6 protein-coding genes and 1 pseudogene are annotated in these 17798 nt (G+C 68.5%); all 7 read right to left on the bottom strand.

All coding sequences use genetic code 11. The features are described from left to right. Positions 1–152: 152 nt before the first annotated feature. Positions 153–380, bottom strand: coding sequence for an MbtH family protein (locus tag ACZY0B_RS03580; protein ID WP_463762601.1), 228 nt, complete (start codon positions 378–380; stop codon positions 153–155). Continuing rightward, a pseudogene (locus ACZY0B_RS03575) lies at positions 361–1657 on the bottom strand (SidA/IucD/PvdA family monooxygenase); the annotation flags it as partial. The gene ACZY0B_RS03580 and the pseudogene ACZY0B_RS03575, both read right to left, overlap by 20 nt. Beyond that, a complete protein-coding gene (locus ACZY0B_RS03570) occupies positions 1654–6093 on the bottom strand; it encodes an amino acid adenylation domain-containing protein (protein ID WP_463762600.1) in 4440 nt (1479 codons plus the stop codon). The gene ACZY0B_RS03570 and the pseudogene ACZY0B_RS03575, both read right to left, overlap by 4 nt. Beyond that, entirely contained in the window at positions 6090–12680 is a 6591-nt protein-coding gene (locus tag ACZY0B_RS03565) for an amino acid adenylation domain-containing protein (RefSeq protein ID WP_463762599.1), read from the bottom strand. Before ACZY0B_RS03565 ends, ACZY0B_RS03570 begins: the two co-directional genes overlap by 4 nt. 1 nt (position 12681) lies before the next feature. Continuing rightward, on the bottom strand, positions 12682–15744 hold the full coding sequence (mbtD, locus tag ACZY0B_RS03560) for a mycobactin polyketide synthase MbtD (RefSeq protein WP_463762598.1): 3063 nt from the start codon (positions 15742–15744) through the stop codon (positions 12682–12684). Further along, a complete protein-coding gene (locus tag ACZY0B_RS03555) occupies positions 15744–17069 on the bottom strand; it encodes a beta-ketoacyl [acyl carrier protein] synthase domain-containing protein (protein ID WP_463762597.1) in 1326 nt (441 codons plus the stop codon). The genes mbtD and ACZY0B_RS03555 overlap by 1 nt, the downstream gene beginning before the upstream one ends. Beyond that, positions 17056–17796, bottom strand: coding sequence for a thioesterase II family protein (locus ACZY0B_RS03550; protein WP_463762596.1), 741 nt, complete (start codon positions 17794–17796; stop codon positions 17056–17058). Before ACZY0B_RS03550 ends, ACZY0B_RS03555 begins: the two co-directional genes overlap by 14 nt. Positions 17797–17798 lie beyond the last annotated feature (2 nt).

The following is a 17798-nucleotide window of genomic DNA, read 5'->3' as shown; positions in this document are numbered from 1 at the left end:
CTTCGAAGTGCAGCGACGTGACGGAATGCCACCCCATGCCAACACCTGGTGTAGATGGTGTGGTTGTGCACCTTGTGACAGATGCTACGCGGGATCGCACGGATTAATCTGTGCGCAACCTGTGTAGCAGCCCAGAATCTCGGGTTTGCTGGCTAGCCAACCGACCGGGTCCCGGCGACGGACTCACGCAGGCTCTTCGGCCGGATATCGGGCCAGTTTTGTTCGACATAGTCCAGGCACGCCGCCCGGGTGGCTTCGCCGTGCACCACGCGCCAGCCCGCCGGAATGTCGCTGCAGACAGGCCAGAGACTGTGCTGCTCCTCGTCGTTGACCAGCACGAAGAAGGCGCCATTGTCGTCGTCGAAAGGGTTGGTACTCATCGCTTCTCCACCATCGTTTGGAGTCTGGACAAACCCGCGGGACCGACCCAGGACCCCAGTACTCGGTCCGACAGCAGTCCCAGGCAGCTCAGGTTGGGAAATCCGGGGCCCTGGGTGAGGCCGGACAGGTTGGGCAGGAACAGCTTGGGGGTGACGTCGCTGACGGACAGGTCGTAGCCGATCCCCTCCTGCAGGCGCTCGGAGGCCAGCGGTCCGCCCAGACCCAGCTCGAGGGTGTCGAGGGCCTCCTGGCTGAACAGTGAGGTAAACCAGAGTGCGTCGGCGCCCGAGCCGTCGATCACCAGATCGAACCCGTGCACCGTCTCCAGGTTCTCGCTGAACCGGTTGGTGGACAGCGTCAGCCGGATCTGCCCGTCGCGACCTACCGCGTGGGCGACCCGGCCGCGCAGGTGGCGGATGCGGTCGTCGGCCAGCAGCGCCTCTTGCACGTTTGCCGAGAAGACGCCGCGGTCGGTGCGGGCCAACGCGTCGCGGCGTTCGGCAAGTGTCAGCGCGGTCCAGTCCGTGGGGTCCGAGAACAGCGAGTTCTCGAAGAAACTCTCGCCGCGGGTGAACAAGGTTACCTGCGGCGAGATGACCGTGATCGTCGAAACCCGGTGCCGGAAGAGCTCATTGAGCATCGAGGCGGCCGTCTCACCGCCGCCGATCACCGCAACCCGCTCGGCAGTGATCCGGTCGTGGCCGGCGGCGCGATCCCAGAACTGGGCGATCGACATCATCCGCGGGTTGCCGGGCAGCAGCGATTTCTCCGCCTGGCCGGGCCCGGTGATCATCAACGCGTCCGCGTGCACGGTGGTCTCGTGGGTGCGTAGCGCCCAGCGGTCACCGAGGACACCCAGTCCGTCGACCTCGCCGTGCACCACTTTCATCCCGACCTGGTCGGCGACCCAGCCCAGGTACTGGCTCCACTTGCGATGCGGCGGAGCCGGCCTGCCCCGGTCGATCCACTCGGCGAAGGATGCGGTCGCGATCAGATACGACTGCCAGCTGTAGCGGGTCATCAGCTCGTCGAGATCGCCGTTGCGGCGCGGCACCAGCGCCGACCGGTAGGGGAACCCGACATCTTTTTCCGGGCTGGTACCCAGCCGGTGCGCCCCGTCGGTCCAGCCGCCGCTCGCCTGCCAGTTCGCCCCGACCCCGGTGCGTTCGACGGCGATCACGTCGGGGACCTCGACGCCCATGTCGCGCAGTGCCTTGGCCTTGGCGGCCACGGCCACCGCCTTGGCGCCGGCGCCGAGGATCGCTAACGTGCTCATGTCACCATCTCCCGCAGTGATTCAATCCAAAGCTGTTGCAACGCAGAGATATCCGCATCATCGAGGATGTCGGGCAGCGCGCGCCACTGCGCGGCCAGGATGCGCTGCCCGTCGAACGGGAGCACGGTGGCCATGATCGTGAGCTCGTGGCGCACCGCCAGATCCGGTTCCGGTTGCGGCGATACCCCGGCGAGCAGCCCGCGCTCCGGCGCCACCACGGTCCCGCCGCCGGTGTGGGCTGCGCCCAGATAGTTCAGCAGCAGCTGCGGGTCGGGCAACGAGGCCAGGCGCGGGGCGGTGTCGGTCCGCAGGTAGCGCAGCAAGCCGTAATCGAGTCCGTCACCCGGGATCGCCGCCAACCGCGCGCCGACGGCTCGCGGGTCGGCCGAGTCCACCCGCACCGGGTAGATGGAACTGAGCAGTCCGATCGTGTCGCCGGTGTCGATGGTGTGCGCGCCGGGTCCATCGACCAGACCGTCTGCGCGGCCATGGGTTTCGAGCGCCAACAGCGGCGGCGGCGTGGCCTGGTTCCGACGCTGCCGCCAGCGCGTCACCGTCGCCGCGGTGGCGGCGATCAACAGGTGGGGCAACGGCAGCCCGCAATCCAAGAGCCGGCGGGTGATGTCCGCATCGGCGGCGACCATGCGGACGATCAGGTCGCCGGCCCGGTCGCGGCCCGGATCGACCCGTCGGGCACCGAGGTTGGGGTCATCGCCTTCGAGTTGGGCCGCCCAGAACTGCGCGGTGTCCAACCGGGCGGCACGCTCGGCGAGAACAGCGGCCCAGCGCCGGTAACTGGTGTGCTCCCGGACCGGTGCGGGCGAGTGTCCGGTAGCAAAAGCCCTTAGCGCGGCGTCAAGTTCACCGAGAATCACCCGCCAAGATGCCGGATCCATCGCCAGCACATGGGCAGCCAGCAGCAGCACGCTCGGTCCGGTCCGCGGGCGAAGCCACACCGCGGCCAGCAGCGCTCCCCGCTCCGGGTCAAGACGGTCGACGGCCTGTGCGACGTATCCGGGGACCACCGCGTGCAGGTCGTCGGAGACCGCGACCTCGTTGATGATTTCACCGGGGGGTTCGGTGGTCGGCGCCGGCACCAAGGTCATGGTGGCGCGGTCCAGCCGGGTGCGTAGCACTTCATGCCCGGCGACGATGCTCGCCAGCGCGGCATCCAGTTGCTCGCGGCTGACGTCGTCGGGCAGCCGGATGGCTTCGGTCTGGGCCAGCCGTCTGGCCTCACCGTATTCGTAGAGCCAGCGGCCGTTGGCCAGCACCGGCATGGGCCCGGCGCCGTTTTCGACATCGGTTATGGCAGATGCAGTTTCGGAATCGATTGCCTCCGCCAGTTCCCGGATGTTGGCGCACTCGAGGATGAGCCTGGCACGCAGCGCGAGACCCCGCGCCCGCGCCGCCTGCACCACCGACAACGCCATGATGCTGTCCAGGCCCAGCTGCAGGAAGTCCGCGGCGACGTCGACTCGGGGCAGGTGCAGCAGCTCCGAAAGCACTTCGGCCAGTGCGGCTTCGGTGGGAGTTTCGGGATCGGCCCCGGCGGAATCCGTGGTCTCGGCCGCGTCGAATGCGCTCAGTGCGGATTCGTCCAGCTTGCCGTTGGCGGTCAGCGGAATTTCGTCGACCTTGATGATGCGCTGCGGAATCATGTAGCGCGGCAACCGGGTACCGAGCATGGCACGCAGCTCGGCTGCCGGCGGTTTGGATGCGGCCGTTTCGGAAATCACCACGTAGGCGGTCAGCCGCGCTCCTGCTTGCCGCTGCCGCACCAGAACGCCCGCGCGCTGCACGGCGGGGTGCGCTTCGAGGGCCGCGGCGATCTCGCCCGGTTCCACCCGGTAGCCGCGAATCTTGACCTGCGCATCGGCGCGCCCCACGTATTGCAGCGAGCCGTCCGGCCCCCGACGCACCAAATCGCCGGTGCGGTACATCCGCTCGCCGGCGGCGAACGGATCGGCGACGAACCGGTGGCTCGTCTCCCCCGCGCGGCCGAGATAGCCGCGGGCCAGTTGCGCGCCGCCCAGGTAGAGCTCGCCGGTCGCCCCCACCGGCACCGGACGCAGGGCCGAGTCCAGCACGTAACCGCGGGTGTGCCGGGTCGGCCGCCCGATCGAGGGCTCGTCGTACTCCGTGATGGTTGCCACCACGGCCTCGACGGTGGTTTCGGTTGGGCCGTAACAGTTGTAGGCGCGCAATCCGGTTCGCGCACACTCGCCGCGGATCAGGGCCCACGCCGAGCTGCCGAGCGCTTCGCCGCCCAGCGCCAGCACCACCAGCGGGACCGTCGTGAGCAGTCCAGATGCGGTGAGTTGGGCGAACATCGACGGGGTGGTGTCGATCATGTCGACACCGTGCCGGGCAATCGCCCCGACGAGAGCCTCGGCGTCGGTCTGGGTCCGCTCGTCGACGATGTGCACACCGTGACCGTCCAGCAGCGCGACCAAAGGCTGCCAGGCGGCGTCGAATGCAAACGACCAAGCGTGCGCGATGCGCAGCGGGCGACCCAGCCGGGCGGCCGCGGGGCGCAACACGCTGTCCAGGTGATCATCGGCATAGGCGCCGACTGCCGCATGAGTTCCTATGACGCCCTTGGGTTCTCCCGTCGTCCCCGACGTGAAGACCACATACGCGGCCCGCTCGGGCGACACCTCGACCGGCCGGAACTCGGCGCCGCCATACCCGCGGGCTTCCAGCAGGTCCTCATCGACGACGATCGACGCACCCGTTTGACGCAGAATCGACTCCACCCGTTCGGGGGGCAGCCCCGGCTCCGTCGGCACACACATGCCGCCGGCTTTGAGCACCGCGAGCATCGCGACGACGTATTCCGGCCCGCGGAAAAGCCGTATGGCCACCGGGGTTTCGGAGTTCACTCCGCGAGCGGCGAGCCGGGCGGCCAGCGCATTGGCGCGAGCGTCGAGCTCGCGGTAGCTCAGCGTGCCGCCTGCCCAGCTGACCGCGACGTTGTCGGGCGTCTTGCCGGCGACCTCGGCGAAGCGAGTGTGGATGCCGCGTGCCGGTGGGGCTACGGCGTCCGCGGCGTCCGCGGCGTCCGCGACGGTCTCGTCCTCGAACAGGACGCTGACCTCACGCAACGGCCGCTCCCAGTCCTGCAGCAGCCGTTCGGCGCTGGTCAGCACCCGCCGGCCCAGCCGCCCGGCAGTGATCGCGCCGAGCGCGCCGTCCAACACTTCGATCAGCACCACGAGTTCGCGGCCCTCCAGGTGGGCAGCGATCGCGATCGGGAAGTGGGACAGGCTCTCCAGGGCAGATGGCCGGAATGTCGCACTGCCGGCGGTCAATTCGCCACCGGCGACCAGTCCGTCCATCGGGAAGTTCTCGTAGACGAGCAGGGTGTCGAACATCTCTCCCACGCCGCCAAGCGCCCGCAGCTGCGCGTGGCCGAGGAAACCGTGCTCGCGCAGCAGCGCGGCAGTGCGCTGCACCGCGCGGCATTGTTCGCCGACGCCGGCGGCCGGGTCGAGCTGCACCCGCATCGGCACGGTGTTGATGAACAGGCCGATCATCGTCTCGACGCCGGCAAGTTCGGGCGGCCTTCCAGACACTGTCACCCCGAAGACCACGTCGTGGGTGTCGGTCAGCCGGGACAACACCAGCGCCCAGGCCATCTGCATCAGGGTGTTGACGGTGATGCCACGCGATCGGGTGCCCGCGACCAGCCGCTCGGTGGCGTCGGGCGGCAGTCGCAGTTCGGTGGTGCGCGGCAAGCCGGCCCGCTGCCCGTCGGCCGCCTCGGCCGAGCCGAGCGAAGCCGACAGCAGGGTGGGGCCGGGCAGGCCGGCCAGGTGCCGACACCAAACCTGTTGGCTGGCTTCGGGATCGCGGCTTGCCAGCCACCCGATGTAATCCCGGTACGGCCGCGGGGCGACGGGCAACGCCGCAAGGTCTCCCCCGGCGCCGTACAAGATCATCATCTCGTTGACGAACACCGGCAACGACCAACCGTCGATCACGATGTGGTGGGCGGTGATCACCAAACGCCACCGTGCGCATGGCAATTCGATCAGAAGGAAGCGAATCGCCGGCCCATGTTCCAGATCGAACGGTCGCCGGCGTTCGCCGACCTCTAACGCCTGCACATCCTCCGGCGCGGCCGTGACGACGTGCCACGGCAGCTCGACGCGGGACGGGACGATCTGCACCGGCCGCGCGATGCCCCGGCTGAAGAAGCTGGCCCGCAGGTTTGGGTGTCGCGCCAACATCTTCGACGCGCAGTCGTGCAGCAGCGCGACGTCGAGTACACCGGAGATGTCAGCGGCCATCCCGATCATGTACGGATCGTCGGCCGCTTCGCCTTCGACGAATTCGGTGAGCGCGGACAACGAATACAGGCCCTCTTGCAGCGGGCTCAACGCCATCACGTCCTCGATGTCGGGTGCGACATCGGTTTCGGTAGCGGTCATGACGTGCCGTCGCGTGACGACGACCAAAGCTGCGTCACCGCAGCCAGATCGTCGGCCGACAGGCCGGACGCCGCCATCGGCTCGAAGCGGGCATCCGCCGGCTCATCGGCCTGCTCGGTATCGGTCTGCGCGTCACCCAGCGCGTCCAGGGCGGCGGCCAACTGCTGGACCGTCGGATGCTCGAAGATCATCCGCGGACTGACCGCCAGGCCCACCGCGCGGGCCCGCGATGCCAGCTGGACCGAAAGGATGCTGTCGCCGCCGAGCGCGAAGAAGTCGTCGAACCGGCCGACCTCGGGGGTCGAGAGCAGCTCGGCGAACACCTTGGCCAGCGCCCGCTCGGTGTCGGTGCGCGACGGTTCGACCTGCCCGCTGGTGGCCACGGCCGGCTTCGGCAGCCCGGGCCGGTTCAGCTTGCCCGAGTCGGTCTTTGGCAGTGCGTCGAGCACCGTCAGCGACGACGGCATCATGTATCCGGGCAGCGCCGTCGCGATCGCGGCACGCACGGCGCCCGCGAAGGCTGCCTTCCCGGCGTCATCGACGATCGGCCGTTGCGGCACAACATATCCCGCCAGCGATGTACCGCCGTGCACCTCCCAGGTACGCGCCGCCGCCGCGCCGACGCCCTCCGCCGCCGCCAGCGCGGCTTCGACCTCGGCCAGCTCGACGCGGAAACCGCGCACCTGTACCTGATGGTCGACACGGCCGGCGAACTCCAGCTGGCCGTCCTCGGTCCACCGGGCCAGGTCGCCACTGCGGTACAACCGCGACCCCGGTTCCAGCGCATACGGATTGGCCACGAACCGCGTCGCGGTCAGACCTGACCGCTTCCAGTAGCCCCGGGCCAGTTGGTCGCCGGCGTAATACAGTTCGCCCACCACACCGACCGGCACCGGGCGCAGGCCGTCATCGAGCAGGTAGGCATCCGCACCCGGCACCGGCTTGCCGACAAGCGGATTCGGCAGACCGAGCCGCCCGCGCGACACCGCACCGGAGGTCTCGGTGGAACCGATGTTGTTCAGCAGCTGAGTATCCGTGCCACCGGCACATGCGGCGACGAGCCGCTGCAGCAGCGACGCGCTCACCGGCTCCCCACCGCAGACCAGCCGGGACAGGGAACGCACCACATCCGGCCGGGTGTCCACCAGCGCGGAGACCAGGCTGGGCACCGCGGTCACCTGCGCCACCGAATGGCGGGCCATCAGGGCCCCGAGGGCTTCGGCGTCGCGGTGCTCGGCGTCGTCGGCGAGGATCATCGTGGCACCGGCCGCCAGGCCGGCCAGCATCTCCATACCGCCCTCGAGGAAGGTGATCGAGGCCTGCGCCAGTCGAATGTCGTTGGCGCAGGGCGGGTAATGCCGCAACTGCCAATCCAGCCGGGCCGACATGGACCGATGCGTGCCCACGGCGCCCTTCGGCTTGCCGGTGGAGCCGGACGTGAACACCAAATACATCGGGTCGTCGGGGTGCGGTGCCGGCAACTGCTGCACGGCCGCATCGCTGTTGTCCACGGCGGCACGCACTTGTGGGTCGTCCAGCGAAATCACCGTGACTCCAGGCACTTCCGGCGTGCTATCCACGGCTTCCGCGGTGGCCAGCAGCACGGGCGGCGCGACATCGTCGAGCATGAACTGCTTGCGGGCCAGCGGATAACCGGGATCGATCGGGAAGTAGCCGCCGCCGGCCTTCATGATGGCCACCAGCGCCACCACCATGTCGATGCCACGCCGCGTCGAGAGCCCGACCAGCGTCCCCGGTCGCACGCCATGTTCGGCGAGCAGCGCCGCCAGGTTGTCCGAACGGCGGTGCAACGCGGGGTAATCGATCTGCTCGTTACCCCAACGCACCGCGATCCGATCCCGGCCCCAATTCCGGCTGGGCGCAAGCAATTCCGGAATGGTGCGCGGTCGGTCGTGCGGCGCCGGCGTACCGCGGCTCCACTCGTCAAGGATGCGGCGCCGCTCGTCGTCGTCGATCACCGCAACGTCGCGCAATGTTGTATCGACGTTGTTGGCGAACTCGGTGACGATCCGCGCCAGCCAGTCGGCCAACCGCTCGATGGTGGACCTGCTGTACAGCTCGGTCCGATAGATGACGTTGCAGGTGTATCCGGCGCCGTCCGACCCGTCGGTGCCGAAGAAGTTGACGCTGAGGTCGGCATGCGCCATGTCGAAGACGGGGTCCAGCGAGGTGCACACCGTGTCGTCGTCGCCGCGGCTGTCGGGCCCCGAATCGATCACCCGGGTGGCGGGCAGGTGGTCACGCACGTGCACCACGACCTGGAACAGCGGGTTGCGCGACAGCGAACGCACCGGGCTGACGCTGTCGACCACCCGGTCGAACGGCAGATCCTGGTGGGCGTAGGCGGCCAGCGCCGTCTCCCGGGCCCGAACCAGCGCTTCTCGCAGCGTCGGGTTGCCGTCCAGGTCATTGCGCAGCACCAGGATGTTGACGAAAAAGCCGATCAGTTGCTCCAATTCGGCTTCCGTGCGTCCGGCAACCGGGGTGCCGAGCGGAATATCCACGCCGCCACCGGCCTTGTGCAGCACCACGGCGACGGCCGTTTGCAGCAGCATGAATTCGGTGATGCCCATCTCGCGGCACAACTCGGTGAGCTTGGCCCGGGTGGCCGCATCGATGGCGAAGTCGACGGATTCGCCCTCGCCGCTGGGCACCGGCTGGCGGGCAAAGTCGGGTCGCAGCCCGGTGTCCTCCGGCATCCCGGCCAACTGCCGCGTCCAGTAGTCCCGCTGCTCGCTGGCGATCGGGGATTCCTGACCACTGGAGTCACCCAGGAACTCGCTCTGCCAGGTCGCGTAGTCGGCGTACTGCACGCGAAGCGGCGCCCAGGACGGCACCTCTCCGGCTCGTCGGGCCCGGTACGCGGTGAGCACGTCGGTGAACAACACGCCCGCCGACCAGTGGTCGGAGGCGATGTGGTGGACCACAAACGACATCACGTGTTCGCCCGCGTCCCCGCCGGTGCGCAGCACGGCGATCCGGATCGGCCGCTCGCCGTCCAATTCGAAGCAGTGCCGACGCTCGGCGTCGAGCTGCTCCGTCAGCCAGGCTTCGCTGTCTGTGGCGGCGCCGTCGAAGGCCGCCCGGCGGATCGGCAGATCTCCGGCCGGATTGACCACTTGGTAGGGCACGCCGTCGATTTCGACGTAGCTGGTGCGCAGAATTTCGTGGCGGGCAACGACGTCGCCGATGGCGGCGATCAAAGCCTCGATGTCCCACGGCCCGGTCAGCTTCGCGGCGAACGGAATGTTGTTGACCCAACTGGGTCCGTCGATGCGGTAGGCGAACCAGCTGCGCAGCTGCGACGCCGACAGCGGTAACGGTTCGTCGTGAGCGGTCGCGATCAGCTTGGGCCGCGACTGGGCGAGCTCGCCGGACAGCAGCTGGTCGACCCGCTCGGACAGTAGGCCCACCGTCCCCAACTCGAAGACGTCGCGGATGCCAAGCTCCACACCGCACTCCGAACGGATCGCGGTGACCAGTTTGGTTGCCACCAGGGAGTGGCCGCCCAAATCGAAGAACGAGTCGTCGACACCCACCCGGTCGTGGCCGAGCAGCATGGAAAACATTGCGGCGACGCGGCGTTCGGTGGGAGTCGTCGGGTCGCGGTATTCGGCGCCGGCCGCGATCTCCGGTTGCGGCAGCGCGACTCGGTCGATCTTGCCGTGCGCGGTGATCGGGATCTCGTCGAGCACGACGTAGCCGGCCGGGGTCATGTAGTCCGGCAGCGCGGCGGCCACCCGGGCGCGGATACGTTCGACGTCAACGCTGTTGGTGCCGCAGTCCGGGGCCGGGGTCACGTACCCGACCAGGCTCTTGCCCAACCGGGGCAGGTCCACCGCCAGCACGACCGCCTGGCCGACGCTGGGATCGACCGAGATGGCGGCGGCGATCTCACCGAGCTCGATGCGGAAGCCGCGGATCTTGACCTGTTCGTCGGCACGTCCGACGAACTCGATGTCGCCGTCGGCATTGCGGCGGGCCAGGTCGCCCGAGCGGTACATCCGCCCGCCGGGGGTGAACGGGTCGGCGACGAAGCGTTCGGCTGTCAGCCCCGGACGACGGTGATAGCCCTGAGCGACATGTGTCCCGGCGATGTAGATTTCGCCGATCACGCCCACCGGGACCGGGCGCAGCGCATCGTCGAACAGATGCACCTGAGTGTTGATCTTAGGTTTACCGATCGGCACGATCCGGGTGCCCTGCGTGCCCTGCACCGGGTAACTGGTGCAGTTGACGACGGTCTCGGTGGGTCCGTAGAAGTTGTACAGCAGCGCGTCGAAGGTGGCGTGGAACTTGTCGGCGATCTCGCCGGGCAGCGCCTCTCCACCGATGGGGACTCGCCGCAGGGTGCGCCACTGGTTGACGCCGGGCAGCGACAGGAAGAGCCCCAGCAGCGACGGCACGAAATGCATCGAGGTAATGCCTTCGCGGCTGAGCAGATCGGTCAGGTAGCCGATGTCGCGCAGGCCGTCGGGCCGGGGAATGACCAACCGGGCACCCATGATCAGCGTGCCGAAGATCTCGCCCATCGACACGTCGAAGCTGGGCGAAGCGACCTGCAGCAGCGATTCGGTTGCGTCGACCTGGTATTCGTCGCCGAACCAGACGAAGTACTCGGCGATCGGCGCATGCGGCACCGGGACGCCCTTGGGCAGCCCCGTCGACCCCGAGGTGTAGATCAGATAGGCGGTGTTGTGCGGGCTCAGTGGCCGAATCAGCTGTTCGGGCGCGGTGCCCGGATAGTTAGATAGGCCGGTAACCGGTTCGTGCAGAACCAGTTTGGCGTCCGCATCGCCCAGGATGAAGGAGACTCGATCCTGCGGGTAGGTGGGGTCCACCGGCAGATAGACGGCACCCGCTTTGAGGATGCCCAGGGCCGTGACGACGAGTTCGGGCGACTTGTCCAGCAATAGCGCGACCCGGTCTTCGGTGCCGATGCCCTGCTCGATGAGCCAGTGCGCCACCCGGTTCGACTCTTCGTCGATCTCGCGGTAGGTGTAGTCGCGGCCTTCGTAGCCGACGGCCACGGCATCGGGCGCTTGGGCCGCGCGCCGGCTGACCAACTCCGGCAGCGTGGCAGCCGGGGTGGTGAACTCTTCACCCGTCGACACCTGGCGCAGCCACTCGGCGTCTTCGTCGCTCATCAGCGCGCACGCGGACAGCGGCGCGTCGGGGTTGCTCAGCGCGTTGTCCAGCAAGACGACATAGTGTCGCAGCAGCTGTTCGACCAGGGGACGATCCAGCACCTCGACCAGATATTCGGCCTCGACCAATCCGCCACTGTTCGCCGAGCGCTGAAGCTCCACCATGAAACTCAGTGGCAGCTGGTTGAAGTGACCGCGTAACTCGCCGCGCTCGCACTTGACGCCCGGCGGGCAGAAGCCGGCGCCATCTGCGTCTCGCTGTCCGAAGCTCACCCGGGTCATGCGGTCCGCGCCGTGCCGGCGATCGGGGTTGGATTCGCGCACCAGCCAGTCCAGGTCGGCGCGTGAATGCGCGAAGGCGCCCACGGCGCTGTCACGAGTTTGGGCCAGCAGTTCCCGGAAGGTCTGGTGGGAGTGCGGTTGCAGCCGAATCACCACGGTGTTGCCGTAATAGCCGATCGCGTCCTCGGCCCCGAGGCCGCGATTCAGCACCGGGACCGCGACCAGGAAGTCACTCGACTGCGTGTAACGCTGCACCAGTGCGGCGAACGCCGACATCAACACCATGTAGGGCGTGGCGCCGCATTCCCGGGCCAGCGCCGCCGCCCGCTCGACAACGGCCGCCGACAAGGGCGCCGAAGCGCGCTGCGCACGCCAACTGCTCGGCACCACCGACCCGTTGGCGCCCGGAAGCTCAAGAGGCTCCGGCAGATTCGCAATCAGCGGCCGCCAGTAGTCCGCGTCCTCGTCATGACTCGGGGTGTCGGCGAAAGCCGGCTCCACCGTGGGAGCGCCGGCCGCCGGCGCGGCGCCGAAACCATCCGCGTCGGTGTACGCCCGGGTCAGATCGGCGAAGAAGGGCGCCCATGAGCCGTCGTCCCACGCGATGTGGTGGGCGGTGATCAACAGCATCAGTTCGTCGGCCGACAAGCGCGCCACCGTGACCCGCAGCGGCGAAGCCTTGGCCAGGTCGAAGGGCCGGCCGAAGTCCCGCTGCGCCAGCACATCCAGCCGTAGCCGCCGGGACTGATCGGTCAGGCCGGACAAATCGTGTTCGGCCCAGTGCGGTCGCAGATCCTCGCGGATCGCCGGATACGGGAAGCCCTCACTGTCGGTCTCGTAGGTGGTGTGCAGCACGCGATGGCGCGCGGCCACGGCATCGATCGCCCCGTGCAGCCGCGTGATGTCGACGCTGCCGGTGATGCGATACGAGACACAGATATTGAGCAGCGCGCTGTCGGGATCGACGGACTGCACGAACCACATCCGGTGCTGACCGCCGGACATGCGCGGCTCGTCGCAGGTCGCCACGGACCCTTCGGCCGCGGGCCGATCGAGGCCACGTTCAGCGATCTTGCGGCGCAGCAGTTCCAGCCGCTTATCGTCGAGCCGGGCACTGGCACCGGAGGTTTCAGTCACGCTAGGAGTCCAACCTTTCTAGCATCGCGAGCGTCGAGTGGTGCGCCCCGATCGGAGGGGCGGTGGCTTCCAACCTCGGCGGCGCCGTCGGCCCGCCGGTTGAGCCAACGCCCAACGCATCGATCAATTCGTGCACGGTGATGCCGCCGAGCATGCGTGCCACCGGAACCGAGCTCCCCACCGTCCGGCGCAGCCGCTTGCGCAGATCGAGCGCGAGCAGCGAGTCCACCCCGAGGTCGATCAGTGACGCACTCAGGTCAATCGATGACGAATCACCCAAGTGCAAGGTCGCGGCCAGCTCGGCGCGCACCACGTCGGCGACCGGCTTCGCATCCGAGTCGTCGTCACTCTCGGGGCTGTCGTTGCTGCCTGGACCGCTGAACGGCATTGGCATTCCCTGGCTTTCGAAGAAGACCGCGAGCCGCTCGAAGTCCGCGTCGAAAATCAGTGGATCACCGACGTAGCGGTTCAGGCTGGCTTCTATCGCCAGTTCGGGTTCCATGGCAATCAGGCCGGAACGCTCGGTGCGGGTGATCTCGTTGGCCGCCACTACCCCGGCGGCCCGCCACAGTCCCCATCGAACCGCCATGCAGTCCCGGCCTCTGGCACGCAGCTGCGCGGCCAGCACGTCGAGCATCCGGTTGGATGCCGCGTAGGCCGCGTGGTTGTAACCGCCCCATACGCCAAACACGGACGAGCAGGCCAGTATCCGGCTGTCGGGCCGCGCCGGCCACACGTCGGCCAGCAGCGCCAGCCCCCGAACCTTCGCGGCACAGACCTCCGCCACATCCATTCCGGCGAGATCGGCGCGCGCAACGGCTTTGGCGATACCGGCGGTGTGGATCAGCAATGACGCACCGGGGCCGGCATATTCGGCGGCGACGGTGGACACGGCGGCACGGTCGGTGATGTCGCACAGCGGGGCCCGGACCACCGCATCGGAATTTTCCGCGAGCCGCGCCAGCGCGTCGGCATCAACGCCGTTGCGGCTCAACAGGGTGACCGTGCGGGCTCCGTGCTCGATGCAGTACCGCGCGTACCGCAGGCCGATGGCTCCGCTGCCGCCGGTGATCACCACGTTGTCCAGCGCAGCGGCGTCCAGCGGCCGACTGGTTGCCGATTCGCGGCATTCCCGGAAGGTCCGGACATGGCGCCGCGGCGATTCGGTTCCTCGTAAGGCGACCTCGGCGTCGTCACCGAGCAGCACGTCGACGACCGCGAGTGCGGTCTCGGGGTTGACGTCGCGGCTGGGAAGGTCCAGGTGCCCGAACGTCTGGTCGGGGAATTCGAAGCCGACGCTGCGATGCATCGCGGCCAGCGCCGCCTGCGCCGGCGAGACGTGGGGCTGGTCGGAATCGACGTGCTCGGCACCGACGGTGAGCAACCACACGGCCCGGCATCGTGGACCGATGACCGCGGCGTAGTCGGGCAGGCCCGCATCGGCGCGGCCGGCGATCTGCTCGATTGCGGCAAGCGCATCCAGCTGGTCGAGCTCCGGGGCGATCACCGCGACGACTTGCGCCTCGCCCAGCGGCACTGCCTGGCAACCGTCGTGCGTGGCAACGGCGTCGATCAGCTGCTGGGTCAATGCGCCTGCCGCGGCCTCACCGAAAAACCCGATGGTGCAACGCGTTGCGCTGACCGGGCTCGCTGATGTCACCTGCTGCCAGTCCTCGACGGCGGCGGTAAGCGCTGGAACCGGCACCGTGTCGGTCAGCGGTTCCGGTGTCACCCACAGATGCTCCGCCCGCATCGGCGCGTTCGGGAAGCCGCGCAGCGGCGGCTGGACACCGCCCGGGACGGCATTGGCCCACGGGCTGCCGGGTTCAGCGGTCGCGACGGCGGCGATGCTCGCCGACAGCGAGTCGGTGATGGATTTGTCGCGGTGCCCAGATCCGACGATCACGGCCGACTCGTCGTCGACGATGTCGGCGAGCGGATACAGCAGCGACGGGTGCGCGGACAGCTCCACGAACGTGTCCATACCGTCCTTTTGGGCACGTCGCACCGCCCGATCGAATCGCACCGTGCCGCAGAGGTTCTCATACCAGTACTCGGAGAAGTCGACGTCGCCGTCCACCTCGTCACCGAAGGTGGATCCAATGAAGCGCGCAGCTCCGCGCCGGAAGGCCGACTCGGGGATCAGTTCGATCAGCGGGGTGCGCAACGCCCGTAGCGCACTGGTGTGGCCCGGATAGTCCACGGACAGCTGGTGATTGAAGATGCCTCGCCGCCCGGCCAGTTGCACCGCGGCGGCCACGGCGTCCTGGTCACCGGACACCACGGTCGACGACGGCCCGTTGACCGCCGAAACTTCGAGCCACCCCGGCGCATCGGCCAGCACCGACTCCGCCCCGTCGAGGCCGACTCCCAGCACCGCCATCGCGTAGCGGCCGGTCAGCCGGTCGACAACGGTCGCGCGCGCGCCTACCAAGGTGACCGCATCCGGCAGCGTGATCGTTGCGGCCACGTACGCGGCCGCCACCTCGCCGAGGCTGTGCCCGATGGTGACCTCGGGAACCACGCCGCAGTCTCGCCACGCCGCGGCCAGCGAGACCGCATGCGTGAACTGTGCTCCCTGAATCTCCGTGCGCGACCAGCTCTGCTCCACCTCGCCCACCAGGTACGGCAGTGGTGACGGCAACCCGGCGGCGACGAACGCCTGCCCGCACTCGTCGGCGGTCGCCCGGTAGGTAGGCAGGCGCCGGTAGGCGTCGGCTCCCATCGCCTGCCATTGATTGCCTTGTCCCGGAAACACGAACGCGATTCGCGGCGTCGAGCTCTGCGACGACCAGCTGATCAGGGGGTGCTCTTCAGCACGGGCGAGCGCGGACAAGCCGTCGACGAGCTCGGTCCGGTCGGCGGCCCGCAGCACCGCTCGGTGCCGTCGCACCCGCCGCAGCCGCAGCAGGGTCGACGCAACCGCCGCCGCGACATCCGGTGCGTTGGACGCGTTGCGATCGAGGTAGTCCAGGATCGCCGCCGCATCCGGGCGGACGAGTTCCTTGTCGTGCGAGGTGAGCAACACCGGGACGCGACCATCGGGTAACACGTGATCGAGCACTATGCGACCTCAGGCACTGAGACGATCAGATGTGCGTTGGTGCCCGCGATCCCGAACGCCGATGCCACGGCCGTGCGCTGTCCGGCGATCGCCGGCCACGGCGTCAAGCTCTGCGCCAGACGCAATCCTTGGCTTTCCCACTCGATTTCGGGACTGGCTTCGGCGGCGTGCAGGGTGGCCGGGATGGCGCCGTGTTCGGCCGAGACGAGAACTTTGGCCAGGCCGAGTGCGCCGGCAGCGGCCAGCGAGTGGCCCACATTGGATTTCACCGAACCAAGCAGAGCTCCGACTCCAGGTTCGGTGTCGCCGTAAGTCTCTGCCAGCGAACGTAGTTCGGTGCGGTCGCCGAGCCGGGTACCGGTGCCGTGGCCCTCGATCATCCCGACTTCCGCGGGCTTGATCCCGGCCTGGGTGATGGCCCGGCGGAACAGCCGGACCTGTGCGTCCTCACTGGGGGCGGACAGGCCGGCGCTGCGGCCGTCCTGATTGACCGCGGTAGCGCGGACTTCGGCCATGATCTGCCGGCCGGCCCGCAGCGCTGCCGATTTACGTTGCAGCACAAACATTGCCGATCCCTCTGCCCACACCGTTCCGCTGGCCTGCGCGCTGTACGGACGGCAGTAGCCGTCGTCGGAGAGGGCATGCTGCTTGGAGAACTCGACGAAGAAGCCGGGTGAGCCCAGCACATTGACTCCGCCGGCCAGCGCCAGGTCGCAGTCGCCGTCCTTGAGGGCACGCACCGCGACGTGGAAGGCCACCAGCGCCGATGCGCACGAGGAATCGAGGGTGAGCGCCGGGCCGGTCAGCCCCAACGTGTACGCGACCCGGCCGGAAATCACGCTCAGCGCCGTCCCGGCGAGCAGATGACCACTGTGCCGGGAGAACTCGGCCATCTCGGGGCCATACCCCGTCATGGATGCGCCGACATAGCAGCCCACGTCATGGCCGGCAAGGTCGTCGGGATTGATGCCGCTATTCTCCAGCGCGCGCCACGACACCCGCAGCGTCACCCGCTGCTGCGGGTCCATCGCGATCGCCTCGCGCGGCGAGATGCCGAAGAATTCCGGGTCGAATGTAGCTGCCCCGCAGAGGAATCCACCGCGGTCGTGGATCTGTTTGAATCCGCTGCGACGTGATCCGGCGAGCAGCTCCGCGACCGACCAGCCGCGGTCGGCCGGGAACGGGCCCAGCGCTTCACGGCCGTGCGCCAACAGGTCCCAGTAGCTGTCGGCGGTGTCGATGCCGCCGGGCGCTTCGACGGCCATCCCGACGATAACGACCGGGTCGGCACCTTCAGGTTCGACTCCATTGTCAGACATCGGCATTCACCTGTGCGGCGATCGCGTCGACGTGGTCATAGACGTAGAAGTGCCCGCCGTCGTAGAGCGACAGCGCAAACGTCCCGGCGGTGTGCCTCTCCCACCGCCGCAGCACTTCGATCCCGATGCGGTGATCGTCGCGGCCGCCGAGGACGTGGATGTCGGCACCAATGCGGATGTCGGGACTGGGGTCGTAACGATTGAACGCCTGGTAGTCGGCTCGCATCGCGGTGGTGAGCAGTTCGGAGAACTCTTCGTCGGCAAGCAGTTCGGGATCGGTACCGCCCAGATCGGCGATGTCGGCCAGCACTCCGTCATCGCTGGTCGGCAGCTCGGGCAGGTCGGCCACCACGCACGGCGGCGGACCCGCGGACGCCCACAGCATCTGCACGGCGACGTCGTTCTCTTCGGCCACCCGGGCGAATTCGAACGCCACGACGGCGCCCATGCTGTGGCCGAACAACCGCAACGGTGCGACGCTGCGCCACGGCCCGGCCGCGAAGAGTCCGAGGGCGAGGTCATGCACGGTTTCGTGAGCAGGTTCGGCGAGCCGGTCGGCGCGCCGCGGGTACTGCACGATGTAGGTGTCGCCGCCGGCGGCCAGCGCGGCGGCCAGCAGCCGGTAGCTCGCGGCGGCGGCCCCGGCGTGCGGGAAGACCACAGTGGCTCCCGCGGCCTGCTTTTCGTCTCGCCCCGGGACGAGCTTGACCCAGGACGGAAACGTGGCAGGCATGC

The organism is Mycobacterium sp. IDUB_19 (assembly GCF_055419445.1).
The sequence above is the reverse complement of the archived record's forward strand: the minus strand, read 5'-3'. Positions and strand labels throughout refer to the sequence as shown.